This window comes from Nitrincola nitratireducens (genome assembly GCF_000585235.1).
GTDB lineage: Bacteria > Pseudomonadota > Gammaproteobacteria > Pseudomonadales > Balneatricaceae > Nitrincola > Nitrincola alkalisediminis.
Genome location: NZ_AONB01000001.1, coordinates 284,168 through 299,332 on the forward strand (window position 1 = coordinate 284,168; position 15,165 = coordinate 299,332).

Sequence of the window (15,165 nt, forward strand, 5' to 3'; positions counted from 1 at the left end):
AATACTACGACCTCGTTTGAGATCTATTTTTTAGGCTTGATTGAGCGTGGTATACTGATGCTTTTGGGTGGCAAGTCCAGTGCGTTACTTTGATTCTATCGTTATAGGCGCCGGTGCGGCAGGTTTGATGTGTGCGGCAACCGCTGGACAGCGAGGCCGTCAGGTCGCGGTTTTAGATCATGCGAATAAAGTCGGCAAAAAGATCCTGATGTCGGGTGGAGGACGTTGTAACTTTACCAATTACAATGTGGAGCCACGCCATTACTTGTCCGAAAATGCCCATTTTTGTATCTCCGCTTTACGTCGCTACACACAACAGGATTTTTTAGAGTTGGTAAACAAATACCAGCTTGAATACCATGAAAAAACGCTTGGCCAGTTGTTTTGCAATAATCGAGCTAAGGATATTTTGAATATTCTATTGGCTGAATGTGAGCAAGCGGGCGTGACCATCGAAACACGCTGTCAAATTCATACAATTGAAAAAACTGAAGGTGGCTTTGAACTCACAACGGGCTTAGGCCCGATGGCATGCGAGTCTTTAGTGATTGCCACAGGTGGCCCGTCCATTCCAACCTTGGGAGCGACTGGGTTTGGATACGACGTAGCCCAACAGTTTGGTTTACGAGTGACTGAGCGCCAAGCCTCCTTGGTGCCCTTTACGTTAAAAAACGATGCCTTATCCTTAGCTCAAGCGCTGGCTGGCGTTGCCTTGCCAGTGAGTATTAGCTGTCGTGGGCAAACCTTCAAAGAAGCTATGCTGTTTACCCACAAGGGGCTGAGCGGTCCTGCCGTTTTGCAAATCACCAATTATTGGTACTTTGGCGATGAAGTTGAAATCGATTTATTGCCCGATCAAGATCTAGCCACTCTCATTACTCAATGGCAACGAGAGGGCGCAAAATCTGAGCTGAAAACCCTATTAAGCCGTATCTTGCCAAAGCGGTTGGTGAGCCATTGGTTGGATTTTCCTGAATTGGCAGCCTCTATTGCCAGTAAAGCGATTGCTCAGTTGAGCAAAAGTGATATTGAGCTCTTGGTCAGTTATTTTCATCACTGGCGTATCACGCCGTCGGGAACGGAAGGCTACAAAACGGCTGAAGTCACGCGCGGAGGCGTGTCAACGGACGAACTTTCGTCTAAAACCTTTGAAGCGAAGCTGGTGCCGGGGCTGTATTTTATCGGTGAGGTCATCGATGTGACCGGATGGCTAGGTGGCTATAATTTTCAATGGGCTTGGTCGAGTGGTTATTGTGCAGGGCAGTATGTTTAACGGCGTTAAACTGACGTATTTTGCTATTGCAGAGCGTATGATCTATTCATCATAATGCCTCGAAATCCTTTTTAACACGGGGTATTGCTGTGAGACTTGTCCTGATTGGGAGTGTGCATGTCAGCCATTATTGAAGTTCGTCAGGTGTCAAAGGCCTTCGGCAGTCTAAATGTCATTAATGATTGTTCGATACAGGTTGAGCAAGGATCAATAACGGGGTTGATTGGCCCAAATGGCGCGGGAAAGTCGACGTTGTTTAATTTGATCGCTGGAACCTTTGCCCCAGACAGCGGGAGTATTTGGTATCAAGGCCAAGACATAACGTCTATTCCTGCCAATCAGCTTTTTCATCGCGGCTTGTTAAGAACCTTTCAGATTGCACAAGAGTTCTCTCACATGAGCGCTTTAGAAAATCTGATGATGGTGCCGCCACAAAAAGGGGAAAGCCTTTTTAATACTTGGTTTCGTCCATCCGACGTGCGTGCTCAAGAAGCCGAAGTGCGCGAAAAGGCGCTAGAGGTGATTGAGTTTGTCGGTTTGGCGCATGTTAAAAATGAGTTGGCGGGTAATTTATCGGGCGGTCAAAAGAAACTGCTCGAGCTGGGCCGCACCATGATGGTGGATGCCAAGGTCGTGTTGTTAGATGAAATCGCAGCCGGCGTTAACCGCACGCTGTTGCAGGATTTGATTCGCAATATTCAGCGTTTGAACACCGAAAGAGGCTATACCTTTCTCGTGATTGAGCATGATATGGACATGATCGCACAGCTGTGTGATCCGGTGATCGTGTTGGCGCAAGGCAGCGTGATGATGGAAGGGACAATACAAGAAATACAAGAAGATAAGTCTGTCATCGAAGCCTATTTTGGTAATGATGCACACTGATCCGAAGTTTAGAGGTTTGTGAATGCATTTACTTGAAGCAAAGAATGTTCATGGTGGCTATGGCGGGATGAACATTCTCAATGGTGTGGATTTGGCCATTAACGCGGACGAAATCGGCGTCATTGTTGGCCCCAATGGGGCAGGGAAGTCGACCTTATTAAAAGCCATTTTTGGCTTGTTGCGCGTCACCGAAGGCAGTATTGAGCTTCGTGGTGAGCCTATTACAAATGCCGACCCTGGTGAGTTGGTTTTGAAAAAAATGGCCTTTGTGCCCCAAGAGAAAAACATATTTCCATCCTTGACCGTTCAAGAAAACCTTGAAATGGGCGCTTACAGTCGACGAGACAATTATCAGCACATCCTTGAGCAGGTCTACCATTTCTTTCCCCCTTTAGCTGACAAACGCGCTCAACCCGCCGGTGAGTTATCGGGTGGCCAGCGGCAAATGGTGGCGATGGGACGGGCGTTGATGATTGAGCCGAGTCTTATTTTATTGGATGAGCCGACGGCGGGTTTATCCCCCTTGTACATGGCGGATATTTTTGAGCGCATCGTGACCATCAATGCGGCAGGTGTGGGCGTGTTAATGGTGGAACAACATGCAAAGCAAGCCTTAAAAATCGCCCATAAAGGCTTTGTCCTGGTTGCCGGACAAAATCGATTTACTGACACTGGCATGAACTTGATTAATAATCCTGAAGTGGCTAAAGCTTTTTTAGGTGGCTGAAAGGCTGAGGTGAACCTTTGAACGAACTTGTTTTCTTTATTAATAATGTCCTTATTTCAGGTGCGGTGATCGGATCGATCTATGCCTTGGGGGCCGTGGGAATTACGCTGATTTTTAGTATTCTGCGTTTTGCTCACTTTGCACACGCTGACTTAATGACATTGGGTGCATTCTTTGCATTTTTCTTAACGGCGTTATTTCCCGCGATTGGCCCTGCCTTAGGCTTGCCTACAGCCTTCGTCATGCTGCCGTTGGCCATGGGATTAACAGCCCTGACCGCCGTGTATTTGGACAAAGCCTTTTATAAGCCCTTGCGTGCGCAAGGGGTGAAGCCAATCGTATTGGTTATGGCGTCGCTGGGCGTTACCTTGATGCTCCAGGGACTTATTCGCATGTTTATGGGGACGAGTAGCCGTTCTCTTTACATCGATGATCGCAAAGGCATTCATCGTATTGATGTGCCATTTGAGCTGGCCAATCGTCCGATTGTGATTACCGATCCTCAGATCCTCTTGATACTGTTTTTGGTCGTGGCGGTGATCGCCCTGCATCTGTTTTTAACGCGCTCAAAACTGGGCAAAGCCATGAGAGCCATGTCGGACAACCCAGATTTGGCAAGAGTATCAGGTATTAATACTCAAAAGGTCGTGACCGTTACTTGGATTATCGCAGGCTCGCTTGCGGCGGCTGCAGGGACTTTACTGTCGTTGGATGTGTCGCTTAAGCCGGATTTAAGCTTTATGTTACTGCTGCCCATCTTTGCGGCAGCGATTGTGGGGGGAGTCGGGCATCCATACGGCGCACTGGCGGGTGGGTTTGTTATAGGGTTTGCAGAAACCTTATCCGTCTTTAACTGGGCGGTGTTATTACGGCCTTTTAGAGATCAGTTATGGTTTGAGTTGCCCGCGAATCTTGCCTTTGTGCCAACCGAATACAAAATCACCGTACCTTTCTTTATTTTGTTGGCCATTTTGGTATGGCGTCCGACCGGTCTGTTTAAAGGGAAGGTCTTATAATGAATATGCAATGGCGGACAAAAGAGTTTGGATTGTGTATGGCCTTGGCCGTTTCAATTCTATTGCTGATGGTGTTCATGGGCAGTGCGTACGGAATACGCGTATTGGTTGAAGCGAGTTGTTACGCGATCATCGCCTTAGGGCTGACCATTCAGTGGGGGTATGCTGGCCTATTTAATGCGGGGATTATGGGGTTTGTGGCGATTGGTGGTTTTTCAGCCATGTTGCTCACCTTCCCGGTCAATCAGGGTTTTTGGTCTTCGGATCAAGCCTCGGATTTAGGGCAGGCCTTCTTGAAACTACTGGCTGCGGCGGTGATTGTTTGGGCGGTGGTTCAGTTGCGCCGATTGTCGGTACCAAAGAGCATACGTTTGCCTTTGCTGCTGATCACGCTTGCCGTGTCCTATTTGTGGGTTGTAAACGGGTTTGCACCCGTGACGCAGGCCATTGTATCTCAGCACGGATTTATCGGTGGCTTTGGAATGCCCGTGTGGATCGGTTGGTTGGTCGGCGGTATTTTGGCTGGCACGGTAGCCTATTTTATTGGGCATATCTGCTTAGGCTTGCGCAGTGATTATTTGGCGATCGCCACACTGGGTGTTGCTGAGATTATTAAAGCCTTCTTGAAAAACTCAGAATGGCTCACGCGCGGAACATTAACTGTGTCGCCACTGCCTTGGCCGGTTCCTGGGGCTGGAGAGGTTGGTTTTATTACCGCACGTGCATTGTATCTTTCTGTGACGGCGGTTCTGATTGCGATTATTTTTTATCTGTTGCATGCCGCGTACAGAGGCCCTTGGGGGCGGATGATGCGAGCGATACGCGATAATGAGTTGTCATCAGCGGCCATGGGCAAGGATGTGAATCAGCGCCGTCTTGAGGTTTTCGTTTTGGGCTGTGTTTTGATGGGGATAGGTGGGGCAGGTCTGGCTACCTTTAATGGTATTTTTGATCCAAACGGCTATTTGCCTTTGAACCACACGTTTCTAATTTGGGTGATGGTCATTTTAGGTGGCCCAGGTAACAATTTAGGTACCGTGTTTGGCGCAGTGTTTGTCTATGTTATTTGGGTTATGTCGGAACCCGTGGCGCTGTTTATTTTAAATACAGTGAGCTATTTGGGAAATCTCTGGTTTGCGTGGGAGGCGCCTTCGGATTTTGCCAGTCGAGCCTTGCAAGCTCGTGTGTTTACCATAGGGTTGATTATCACCCTAGTGTTGCGCTTTGCCCCTAAAGGCTTGTTCCCTGAAAAAGTGCAGCAGTATTCATAGCGTCATTTAAATATAACGCCCGCTGCTTTCAATAGCGCGGGCGTTATAGGTGTTACTCGATCAGACCAACGGTTGTGAAGGCTCCGTCACGCACGACCATTTCTTCAATAATGCCCGGCACGTTACCGCGCTCATCAAAGTCTTGTGACCCTGCGGCACCTTCATAGTTGATATCTTGGCCCGCTTTGAGCAATTCAACGGCTTTTTCCCATTCGCCGGGTAAAATCACTTCGCCTGGTGGTAACGCAACTGAGCGTAGCGCAGCGCTTAAACCTTCACGATCTGCGCTGCCATTTTTTTCGATGGCCAATGCAAGAAGGAAAGCTGCATCATAGGCTTGGCTGGCAAACACTGAGTTAGGGTCAAAGCCCGCGGCAGCTGCGGCTTCAGAGAAAAGCTCACTGCCCGGAATGTCCGGCTTACCTGGACGTGTAGCAATCATGCCTTCGAGGACATCTGCGCCAACAGCGCCGACCAAGCGATCACCCACCATACCATCGGCACCAATGTATTGAGTAAAATTACCGCTTTCATAGGCCTGTCGTAGAATCGTCTCGCCAGAGGTATCGGCATAGGCTAAGACTAACAACGTGTCGACGCCACTGGAGGCAAGCGACCCCAGTTCTGAACGATAATCGGCTTTGCCGTCCTCGTGTGCGAGGTTTGCAGCAATGCTACCGCCGCCAGCCTCAAAGACACTGGAAAAGGCATTTGATAGGCCTTGGCCGTAATCGTTATTCACGAAGGTCACGACTATTTCGTTAATGCCTTTTGAGAGGAGAAGGTTGGCGAGCACCTCGCCTTGGTATGAATCTGATGGGGTTGTCCGGAAAACGAGATCATTATCGTTGATTTCAGCAATGGCGGGTGATGTCGATGCCGGGGAGACCATTACAACCCCAGCCGGTACTGCAACATTGTTGGCCGCTGCAATCGTAGCACCAGAACACAGTGCACCCACAATTGCGGTGACTTTTTCGGTATTGATCATTCTGTCGGCCGCGTTAATGGCGGCAGAGGCATCTGTGCAGGTGGTGTCTGCCGACAAAAGGGTGAGTGTCTGGCCATTAAGAATGCCGCCTTGCTGATTAATTTGCTGAACCGCCAGCTGTGCTCCTGAAAAGATAGGAGGTGCTAAACTTTCAATAGGGCCTGTAAATCCTCCAATAAAGCCTAGTTTGACGTCGGCATGAGCGAAGCTTCCTAAGCCCAATGCTGTGACGAGTGCAGAACATAGAAGGGTAGGTTTTATCATAGTATTTTCCTTCAGACAATTTGATATAGAAAGCGTATAATGATCATATCTTGAGCCATGTAAGGATGTTATAGGACAAAAAACATGACGTTGTATAAACGTATCAGTTTTTTTCTGAAATGTATCAATTTTGAGTGGTTTTTTAGAGGGGTATAGATCTTATTTCTATGCATTCCAGTATAATCCCACCATTGCTATGTGGTTTTTTTTCTGGGGTAGAGTGTATGTTTTTTCGCAAGCAAACGGTTGTATCGGACAGTCAAGTTAAAGCCAGTCAAGCGAATGATCATTTGGTTAGCGCTATAAACAAGAGCGTTGCAACCATCGAGTTTACCCCAGAGGGGATCGTAAAAACGGCCAATTCGTTATTTCTGCAAGCCATCGGTTACAGTCTGTCTGAGGTACAGGGACAGCACCATAAAATATTTTGTGAACCAGAGTATGCACGCTCAACGGCCTATCAAGAGTTTTGGCGAAAATTGCATCAGGGGCAGAATCAATCTGGCACCTTTAGGCGCATAAAAAAGGACGGTTCGTTAATCGTTATTGAAGCCACGTATTTTCCGATATTCGATAATGGGAATCAGTTAGTAGGTTTTTTCAAAATTGCATCGGATATCACTCAATTGCATGCTGAAATTACAAAGCAAAAAGCACTGGCTGATGCGCTTAATAAATCAATGGCAATCATTGAGTTTGAACCGGATGGAACCATCATTTCGGCCAATGAGAACTTTTTAAGTACCGTTCGATACTCTCTTAAAGATATTGTAGGACGCCATCACCGTATTTTCTGTTACGACAAGTTTTATCAAGACAAGCCTCGTTTTTGGCAAGATTTGCAAAAGGGCCATGTTTTTAGTGGTCAGTTTGAACGCAAAACATCGACAGGTGAGTCTATCTGGATTGAAGCGACTTACAACCCAATACTAGATGAAACAGGACGAGTTGTTAAGGTTGTAAAATTTGCAAGTGATATCACTGCGCGTGTCAAAGAAAACCATGCAGTGATGGAGGTTGCGCAACTGTCTTCAGCGACCGCAGAGGAAACATCGCAAATTGCGGATCATGGAGCCAAACTTCTATCCACATCGGTTGCTATGTCTGAGCAAATTTTAGAGATGGTTGAGCAGGCGGCATCCAGCATTAATGACTTAAATGAACAATCTGTGAATATTGAAAAAATTGTCTCAACCATCAGTGGGATCGCGGATCAAACCAACCTGCTGGCGCTCAATGCTGCAATTGAGGCTGCTAGAGCAGGAGAGCAAGGTCGAGGCTTTGCAGTGGTTGCCGATGAAGTTCGTCAGCTTGCCTCTCGGACCAGTCAATCCACGTCTGAAATACAGAACGTTGTTATTCAAAACAGAAAGTTAGCGCAAGCGGCCACCGAGCAAATGTCAAATGTGAAAGAAAGCGCAATTGCCAGTAACGGTCAAATCATTGAAGTCTCTTCGGTGATGCGAGAAATCAAAGAGGGTGCAGAAAACGTGTCGAAATCCGTGTCAACGTTAATGTCCAATTAGGGGCTGTCATTTCTCTGAGCCGCCTTCTGGTCTGAGCCGCTATCAGGCTCTTAGTTTACAAGGTACAATCTAGCTTCCCAATAAAGATGATTTGGAAGCTAGATGAATCTGCAAAACTCTCCCCCTTCGTCTGATCTCTCGCGCTTTTTTCAGGTTATTGCCATCTGTGCTTTGATGATGGCTGCCTTGAATTTAAGAGGTGGAATCGTTGTTGTGGCCCCTCTAGTCATGGAGGTGCGGGCAGCGCTTAATATCAGTGCGAGCGAGTTCAGTATGCTGACTACCTTGCCTCTGATTTGTTTTGGTGTGGTGTCTATCTTGGTGCCTTGGTTAAGCCGATCCTTCTCCACTCAGCAGCTTGCGGTCGTTGGGCTGTTACTTATTAGTCTGGGTGTGTGTTTAAGACTGGTGATCTCCTATCCGGTTGTACTGCTGGGTACTGTGATTTTGGGTTCGGCAATCGCCTTATTGAATGTTTTAATCCCAGGTATGGTTAAAACCTTCTTTCCCAAACGTATTGGATTAATGACAGGTCTTTACTCCATTATGCTGAGTTTAGGGGCGGGACTTGGGGTATATCTCGCGGTTCCCATCATGACCTATTATGATAGCTGGCGTTTTCCGGTGATGATCTGGGCGATTTTGCCCTTGATCGGTGTGTTATTTTGGTTGCCGATGCTTAAGTTGAAAAAAGCAGGCAAAGCCTCCGCCTCCGCACGCGCTACCCTATGGAAAGACCCGATTGCTTGGTCAATCACGCTGTACATGGGGCTGCAGTCATTTTACTTTTATGCGATTGCGACCTGGCTTCCAAAAATTTTTATGGAAAGTGGCTTAGACCCTGAAAGCGCGGGTACAGCTGCGTCATTAATTAACATGGTGAGTATTCCTTTTAATTTGATGATCCCGATCTTAGCGGCGCGTATGCGCAGTCAGGTTCCCTTGGCGCTCCTTGTTTTTATCGCCTCCTTTAGTGGGATCGCGGGTTTATATTGGAGTGCCGCGTCAGCGCCGTATCTCTGGGCATCCTTAATGGGAGTGGGTGCTGGATGCTCTTTGAGTTTGGCGTTAACGTTGTTTATTTTACGGACACAAAATGCCTTACAAGCCACCGCATTATCGGCGATGGCTCAAAGTGTGGGGTATATGATTGCGGCGAGTGGCCCTGTGATGCTGGGAGCCATTCGAGATTTCTCTGTAGACTGGCAATATGCTTTATTACTGATGATGATATTGCAGGTTTTTCAACTGGGTTTTGGTTTGTATGCCTCTCGTCCAGGGTATGTTAAAGCGTTAGAGCGTCATTAATTGATTAAGAGAGATGTATGGATATTACGGCTTATTTAAATGCATTTACGGGTTTTTTTGTTATTGTCGATCCCATTGGTACGGCATTGATCTTTAATGCACTGATGCCAGATGCCGATAATCGCAGCCGAGCGATAACGGCGATTAAAGCTACCCTGATTAGCATTGCGCTGATTCTGTTGTTTGGTAACTATGGTGAAGCCTTTATTCATATGTTGGGCATCAATATTAATGCCTTGAGAATTTCGGGTGGCTTATTGCTCTTCTTCACAGCATTCAATTTGGTAACACGAGAAGTCAGCATGCCTTCGGCGTCAAAAGAAAAATCGGATGTGTCAGTTTTTCCACTGTCCATTCCATTGTTAGCGGGGCCAGGTGCTTTAACCCTATCTATTCTGGTTTTTTCAGGCAGTAGTGATCAAAAGGCCAGTGTTTCGATCTTTTTAGCCGTGATCAGTATTTATGTGCTAACACTGGTGATGATGTTGCTTTCAAAATACGTGAAAAAAGTTATCGGAAAAACCGGAGATGAGATTCTCCGGCGTTTCTTAGGCGTTATTTTGGCTGCCTTGGCAATACAGTTTATTTACGACGGCATTACCAATATCTCATCGGCCGTTTAATCAAAGCGTGTATGGCTCCATTCATCAACTTTTTTCTCTAGGCGCTGCAATGCAGCGTCTTTCTCTTCATCTGTCATCCAGCTTCCGGTAAAACTGTTTTTGACCAAGGTTAGAATATGGGCGTGGGTCAGGGGGAGTGCATTGATCACAGCTGTAAAGTTGTCATTCACGTATCCACCAAAATAGGCCGGATCATCCGAATTTAATGTGGCCTGTAAGTCCTGATCCAGCATCCTGATAATCGGGTGTTCGTCCATCGATCCAATGACACATAGCTTCAAGTTTGATAATGGGCATACGGTGAGCGTATAGCGATGTTCAGCTAAATGTTGGATCAGCTTAGGATCTTCCAACGAGCGATTACCATGATCTACCCGGTCTGTTTTAACCGTGTTGAGCGCTTGCCAAACGTACTCAGGAGGCTCCTCTTCGCCCGCGTGAACCGTTACCTTTAAACCCAAGGCTTTCGCACGGGCAAATACGCGCGCAAATTTCTCAGGCGGGTGTCCTTTCTCAGATGAATCGAGTCCGACACCGGAGATTTTATCTAAATAGGGTAGGGCTAACTCAAGCGTTTCGAATGCGCTTTCTTCGCTCAGATGGCGTAGAAAGGACATGATGAGTTTAAAGCTAATCCCATAGTGCCTTTGTCCATCTTCCAACGCTCGATAAATGCCGTTGATTTGTGTGGCAAAGTCGATGCCTCGCTCTAAGTGACCCTGCGGATCAAAAAAGACTTCCGTGTGAATCACATTGTCCTGATGAATACGCGTTAAGTAATCATAGGTTAAGTCATAAAAATCTTGCTCGGTGATGAGCACCGACATACCTTGATAATATAAATCTAGAAAGGCTTGCAGGTTGCCAAAGGAGTAGGCGGCTTTGAGTTCATCGGTGCTTGAGTACGGAAGTGTGACCTGATTACGTTGAGCCAACATAAACATGCGTTCAGGCTCTAGGCTGCCCTCAAGGTGCAAATGCAATTCAGCTTTAGGAAGACTGTGCGCAAAGTCGATCAGTAAACGCTTCATATGTGAGCCTCCAGCCTGGTGGGATAAGACGTTGTTATCCTTATACTACTGAACTTGTCGAGTAAAGTTGAGTAAAACTCTAAAAAACATCTGAATTGGTTTTCACAAGATCCGTTATCAAAAAATGAATCAATAATAAGGTATCTTTGTTTAATTTTAGTGCGAGTTTAAGAAAAAGTGCTCAAATAAGTTGCAGTGGTTGCACATAGATAGGGCATATAAGGCTTTGATACCCATGGCCTTTGTTTTGCATGTTAAACATTTTGAATGTATGTGAATGGCTATATTAGATTGAGACCAGCGTATGAAACTACACATTACTCCAGCTTCACGGGCGCGTCATCAATTCACGTTGCATCTAAAATCGACAGTTGAAACAGGGGATTTGAGTGCACGCAGTGGTGTTGATTACCCTCTGGCACACGCCTTTGATCAGCTGTCACTTCGTCTTCATGACTCTTTTACTGAAGGCTTGCGTCATGCCGTGGCGATTGCGGGTCAAGCGCCACTATTGGCCGAGTCGGCTAATTTGGCTGAAAAAGAAGGGGCAACATTAAGTGAAGCCTCGGCACAGTTGGCCAGCGCAAGTGAGGAAATCAGTGTCACGATTAGCAAAGAGTTGGGGCCTGCAGCTGAGACAATGCACCAGTTGGCGGCTGATGCCTCACGGCAAGTGGCTGAATGTGATGTTCAAGGACGGTCGGTGGGGGAACTCATGGAAACCATGCGAACTGAAATGTCGGCGTTGCAGACCCGCATTCAACGGGTGGATCAACAAGCTGAAGAAATGCTGCGTTTGGTCGAGATGATTGCCGATATTTCACGTCAAACCAATCTTTTAGCTTTGAATGCAGCGATTGAAGCCGCTCGGGCGGGGGATGCTGGCCGGGGCTTTTCGGTGGTTGCAGACGAGGTACGTGCCCTTGCTGATCGAACGATGAATGCAACCGGCGAAGTCGAAAATCGCATAGGGCTGATCCGAGGCGAGGTGACAGAGTTAACCCAAGGAGGGGAGTTGGTCAGCGCTCGAGTCGAGACGGGTTACACTGCTATTGGAAATATGCGAGATTTTCTTAAAAAAAGTCGATCCGATATGCAAATGCTGGAAAATTGCAGCCGTCAGGTAGCATCAGGCACCACTCAGATAGGTTCAGCCATTAGCAGTGTAACACGTGATATTCAAGGTATTGCCGATGCCTCGAAGCACTTATTAGAAACGTCAGCTCAGCTGGGTTCTGGGAGCACAAGTATTCGCCAGCATGGTGATCAGTTGCTGGAAGCACTGGGTGTGTATCAGTTGGATCTGCATGGTACAGCACGAAATGATGTCGAGAAATTGGCTTCAGATGTTGGTTTGAACGAACCGCATCAAGAGCAACGCGTTGAGCAAACCTTGCGAGCGGCATTAGGTCGCAGTGGTCGACGCTTTGAGCTTTTGTATTTGGTTGATCCGAATGGGCGACAAATCAGCGCCAATATTCACCCTGAGTGGGTCGTGGTGAACTATGAGGGAACAGGCAAGGGGCGGAACTGGTCGGATCGTAAATGGTTTAAAGAGGCGATGCGAAACGAGCGGCCATACGTGAGTCCTGTGTATCGTTCTGTGGCCACCGATGACTACTGTTTTACGGTCAGCGTGCCTGTTCGGCATCCTGAAAAAGGCATCGTAGCTATCCTTGGCGCGGATGTGCGTTTGGCCGCTTTTTTGGATAGCTAAGCCCATTCACTCTGTTGCCAAGATGGATAGTGTGTATCCGTCTTGGCTGTCTCCAGGCTACAGATTGCAGCCTTTTTGTCTGTGTTGATGGAGTCCATTACCGCTGCCTGCTATGATCGAAGGAGATGCTCGAATTCACAGTGTTGCCAAAATACGAAGGTCATTTTATGCACGCATCCCCTTTAGTAACGTCCGAATGGTTACAAACGCACCTGCAAGACCCTGATCTTGTTGTCATCGAAGCCAGTATTGGTAAAGTCATAGGTAAAGAGCCGATTGAGTATGACTCGCCTGTGTGCATTCCCAATGCCATTAAACTGGATATCGAAACTGATTTGTCGGATTTAACCTCTAGCTCAGTTCATGCCTTTCCCACTCTTGAGCAAATGCGCTCGTTACTTAAGCGTGTGGGAATTAACCAGCGTCAGACATTGGTGATTTACGATAACCAAGGCATCTATGCAGCCCCCAGAGTTTGGTGGATTTTCAAAACCTTTGGCTTTGATAAAGTGTATATTCTGGATGGTGGATTACCCCATTGGTTGCAAGAAGGGAGAGCCGTTGCAAGCGCTTATACAGCGTCAACGGGTTGTTTGGTCGATGACGCCTTGCAGTTACATTCGGCTAATCTTAAATCCAGTGCTGAGATTTTATCGAACATTGAATCATCCTCATTTAAGGTTGTGGATGCCCGTTCGGAAGATCGCTTTATGGGACGCGTTTCAGAGCCTCGTCCGGGAGTGCGAAGTGGGCACATACCCCAATCCCTCAATCTGCCTTTCCTAAAGGTTTTAGATGGGCATCTGTACAAGTCACCTCAAGACTTAGATCAGATTTTTGTAGCATTGGCCTTGGAACCCAGTCGTCCGATTGCGTTTTCCTGTGGCTCGGGAATTACCGCGTGTATTCTGTTGGTAGCGGCTATTGTGTCGGGTAGAGAACAGGTGAGTCTGTACGATGGCTCCTGGGCCGAGTGGGGGGCTGGGGAGGGGTTTCCGGTTGAGGGGGAAGCCTAGTTAATCACTAATACGTGTAACAGTTGTTTTACTGACGGAGGTGTAATGAGTACCCAAAGGTATGGTCGTATTTATTAGAAAGTTGCATTACACTCAAGCTCTTAGCACATGGACATATGGACGTTTTTGTGAATACTTCAGAGCAACAACGACTCTGGTTGATTGAGCTGCTAGCTTGGTGTCCGTTGTATCGATTGGTTGAAGATTTGATATCGTATTGATGTTTTTGACCCTATGACATGTACTTTTGCACATGCTCACCACTCCAGCGCTAAAGTGTATTCGTCATTAAATGTTCATCATCCTTGATTAGCCTGAATCAACTTAACATTGGTTTGGGAGAGTCTTAGATGTCGATTGTAGGAAGCGCCATACCGGCGCAAAGGGAGCGTCCGGGGGCTTCGCAATGGCTGTCATGGCTTATTGTTGTTGCCTTAGTCTATTTATTACTCGCTGCGGTAGGTGCAATCGGAGATGGCTTTAAGGCCGCTACCGCGAGCAATGCCAAAGAGTTATTTGCGTTTGCAACCAACCCGTTGATTGGATTGGTGATTGGGGTTGTCGCCACAGCGTTGATACAGAGTTCGAGTACTGTTACTTCCATTATCGTGGGAATGGTGGCAGGTGGTTTGCCAGTTAGTATCGCGATTCCCCTGATTATGGGTGCCAACATAGGCACCTCTCTCACCAGTACCATTGTGAGCTTGGGCCATGTCCGAAGTGGCGAAGAGTTTCGTCGCGCCTTCTCAGCCGCGACAGTGCACGATGCGTTCAATATCGTTGCAGTGGCCATCATTCTGCCTTTAGAAATGATGTTCGGGGTATTAGAAAAGTCTTCCGCGTTGCTGGCGGGCTTTTTTGTCAGCGATGCCAGTGTTGATATGAAAAGCATGAACTTCATGAAAATGATTATCTCACCGGCTGCAGACTTGCTGAATGCATCTGTATCTTGGCTGCCGAATAAAGTGTGGTCTGGAGTTGCACTAATTTTGATCGGGGTGGCGCTGATCTTATTTGTCGTGACTGCAATTGGCAAAGTGTTGCGAAAAGTCATGGTAGGGAAGGCGCGCGATATTATGCATGCCAGTGTTGGGCGCGGGCCTATTTCGGGTATGGGGTCGGGTGCGATAATTACCGTGTTAGTCCAGTCATCCTCTACAACCACGGCGCTTATCGTGCCGCTTGCCGGAACGGGCGTGTTCAGTCTCAAACAGGTTTACCCCTTTACGCTAGGTACCAATGTGGGAACCTGCATCACCGCACTGTTAGCAGCAACGGCGATAAGCGGTCCCACCGCCGTGCTTGCGATGCAGATTGCACTGGTGCATTTATTGTTTAACCTGGTGGGTATACTACTGATATACGGTCTGCCTTTTCTACGCGGACTTCCCCCTGGTATCGCTATCGGTCTCGCCGACTTGGCACAAAAAAGCAAACTTTATGTGGCCGCTTATATTTTAGGTGTTTTCTTTGTCCTGCCGTTGCTCCTGATTGGGGCGAGCCAGTTGTTTTGATCT

The 15,165-nt window shown here is 47.4% G+C and carries 13 protein-coding genes; 11 read left to right on the forward strand and 2 right to left on the reverse strand.

Annotated features, from left to right (window positions below; all coding sequences use genetic code 11):
* The first annotated feature begins 79 nt into the window (after positions 1-79).
* From D791_RS01275 to D791_RS01295, 5 genes are all read left to right on the forward strand, one after another.
* Entirely contained in the window at positions 80-1,273 is a 1,194-nt protein-coding gene (locus D791_RS01275; RefSeq protein ID WP_036506734.1) for a BaiN/RdsA family NAD(P)/FAD-dependent oxidoreductase, read from the forward strand.
* Positions 1,274-1,390: 117 nt separating this feature from the next.
* Positions 1,391-2,158 carry an ABC transporter ATP-binding protein gene (locus D791_RS01280; RefSeq protein WP_036506737.1) on the forward strand — a complete coding sequence of 256 codons (768 nt, stop codon included), beginning with the start codon at positions 1,391-1,393 and terminating at the stop codon, positions 2,156-2,158.
* Positions 2,159-2,180: 22 nt separating this feature from the next.
* The gene (locus D791_RS01285; RefSeq protein ID WP_036506739.1) at positions 2,181-2,885 is read left to right on the forward strand and encodes an ABC transporter ATP-binding protein; all 705 of its coding nucleotides are present in this window, start codon (positions 2,181-2,183) and stop codon (positions 2,883-2,885) included.
* 17 nt (positions 2,886-2,902) lie between these two features.
* Positions 2,903-3,901, forward strand: coding sequence for a branched-chain amino acid ABC transporter permease (locus D791_RS01290; RefSeq protein WP_036506742.1), 999 nt, complete (start codon positions 2,903-2,905; stop codon positions 3,899-3,901).
* Positions 3,901-5,172 (forward strand): branched-chain amino acid ABC transporter permease, encoded by a 1,272-nt coding sequence (locus D791_RS01295; RefSeq protein ID WP_036506744.1) that lies wholly within the window; start codon positions 3,901-3,903, stop codon positions 5,170-5,172. Before D791_RS01290 ends, D791_RS01295 begins: the two co-directional genes overlap by 1 nt.
* A gap of 52 nt (positions 5,173-5,224) precedes the next feature.
* Here D791_RS01295 and D791_RS01300 read toward each other — a convergent pair whose 3' ends face one another.
* Positions 5,225-6,427, reverse strand: coding sequence for an ABC transporter substrate-binding protein (locus D791_RS01300; protein WP_036506747.1), 1,203 nt, complete (start codon positions 6,425-6,427; stop codon positions 5,225-5,227).
* A gap of 224 nt (positions 6,428-6,651) precedes the next feature.
* On the opposite strand from D791_RS01300, the gene D791_RS22145 reads away from it, so the two are divergent.
* From D791_RS22145 to D791_RS01315, 3 genes are all read left to right on the forward strand, one after another.
* Positions 6,652-7,953, forward strand: a complete 1,302-nt coding sequence (locus D791_RS22145; protein ID WP_036506749.1) for a methyl-accepting chemotaxis protein — start codon at positions 6,652-6,654, stop codon at positions 7,951-7,953.
* A 102-nt stretch (positions 7,954-8,055) separates the two neighbouring features.
* Positions 8,056-9,261, forward strand: a complete 1,206-nt coding sequence (locus tag D791_RS01310; protein WP_051513858.1) for a CynX/NimT family MFS transporter — start codon at positions 8,056-8,058, stop codon at positions 9,259-9,261.
* Between the two features lie 17 nt (positions 9,262-9,278).
* On the forward strand, positions 9,279-9,884 hold the full coding sequence (locus D791_RS01315; RefSeq protein ID WP_051513864.1) for a MarC family protein: 606 nt from the start codon (positions 9,279-9,281) through the stop codon (positions 9,882-9,884).
* Here the strand turns inward: D791_RS01315 and D791_RS01320 are convergent.
* Positions 9,881-10,915 (reverse strand): adenosine deaminase, encoded by a 1,035-nt coding sequence (locus D791_RS01320; RefSeq protein ID WP_036506752.1) that lies wholly within the window; start codon positions 10,913-10,915, stop codon positions 9,881-9,883. The genes D791_RS01315 and D791_RS01320 overlap by 4 nt on opposite strands.
* 304 nt (positions 10,916-11,219) lie before the next feature.
* Here D791_RS01320 and D791_RS01325 point away from each other — a divergent pair, with 304 nt between their 5' ends.
* From D791_RS01325 to D791_RS01335, 3 genes are all read left to right on the forward strand, one after another.
* Positions 11,220-12,632 (forward strand): methyl-accepting chemotaxis protein, encoded by a 1,413-nt coding sequence (locus tag D791_RS01325; RefSeq protein WP_051513870.1) that lies wholly within the window; start codon positions 11,220-11,222, stop codon positions 12,630-12,632.
* 125 nt (positions 12,633-12,757) lie between these two features.
* The gene (locus D791_RS01330; RefSeq protein WP_237748468.1) at positions 12,758-13,648 is read left to right on the forward strand and encodes a sulfurtransferase; all 891 of its coding nucleotides are present in this window, start codon (positions 12,758-12,760) and stop codon (positions 13,646-13,648) included.
* Between the two features lie 350 nt (positions 13,649-13,998).
* On the forward strand, positions 13,999-15,162 hold the full coding sequence (locus D791_RS01335; protein WP_051513884.1) for a Na/Pi symporter: 1,164 nt from the start codon (positions 13,999-14,001) through the stop codon (positions 15,160-15,162).
* The last annotated feature ends 3 nt before the right edge of the window (positions 15,163-15,165 follow it).

Bases quoted from the DNA above. Each gene is read 5' to 3' on its own strand.
- D791_RS01315 (WP_051513864.1), top strand. From the start codon at position 9,279: ATGGATATTACGGCTTATTTAAATGCATTTACGGGTTTTTTTGTTATT.
- D791_RS01320 (WP_036506752.1), bottom strand. From the start codon at position 10,915: ATGAAGCGTTTACTGATCGACTTTGCGCACAGTCTTCCTAAAGCTGAA.
- D791_RS22145 (WP_036506749.1), top strand. From the start codon at position 6,652: ATGTTTTTTCGCAAGCAAACGGTTGTATCGGACAGTCAAGTTAAAGCC.
- D791_RS01325 (WP_051513870.1), top strand. From the start codon at position 11,220: ATGAAACTACACATTACTCCAGCTTCACGGGCGCGTCATCAATTCACG.
- D791_RS01285 (WP_036506739.1), top strand. From the start codon at position 2,181: ATGCATTTACTTGAAGCAAAGAATGTTCATGGTGGCTATGGCGGGATG.
- D791_RS01300 (WP_036506747.1), bottom strand. From the start codon at position 6,427: ATGATAAAACCTACCCTTCTATGTTCTGCACTCGTCACAGCATTGGGC.
- D791_RS01335 (WP_051513884.1), top strand. From the start codon at position 13,999: ATGTCGATTGTAGGAAGCGCCATACCGGCGCAAAGGGAGCGTCCGGGG.
- D791_RS01310 (WP_051513858.1), top strand. From the start codon at position 8,056: ATGAATCTGCAAAACTCTCCCCCTTCGTCTGATCTCTCGCGCTTTTTT.
- D791_RS01295 (WP_036506744.1), top strand. From the start codon at position 3,901: ATGAATATGCAATGGCGGACAAAAGAGTTTGGATTGTGTATGGCCTTG.
- D791_RS01280 (WP_036506737.1), top strand. From the start codon at position 1,391: ATGTCAGCCATTATTGAAGTTCGTCAGGTGTCAAAGGCCTTCGGCAGT.
- D791_RS01330 (WP_237748468.1), top strand. From the start codon at position 12,758: ATGCTCGAATTCACAGTGTTGCCAAAATACGAAGGTCATTTTATGCAC.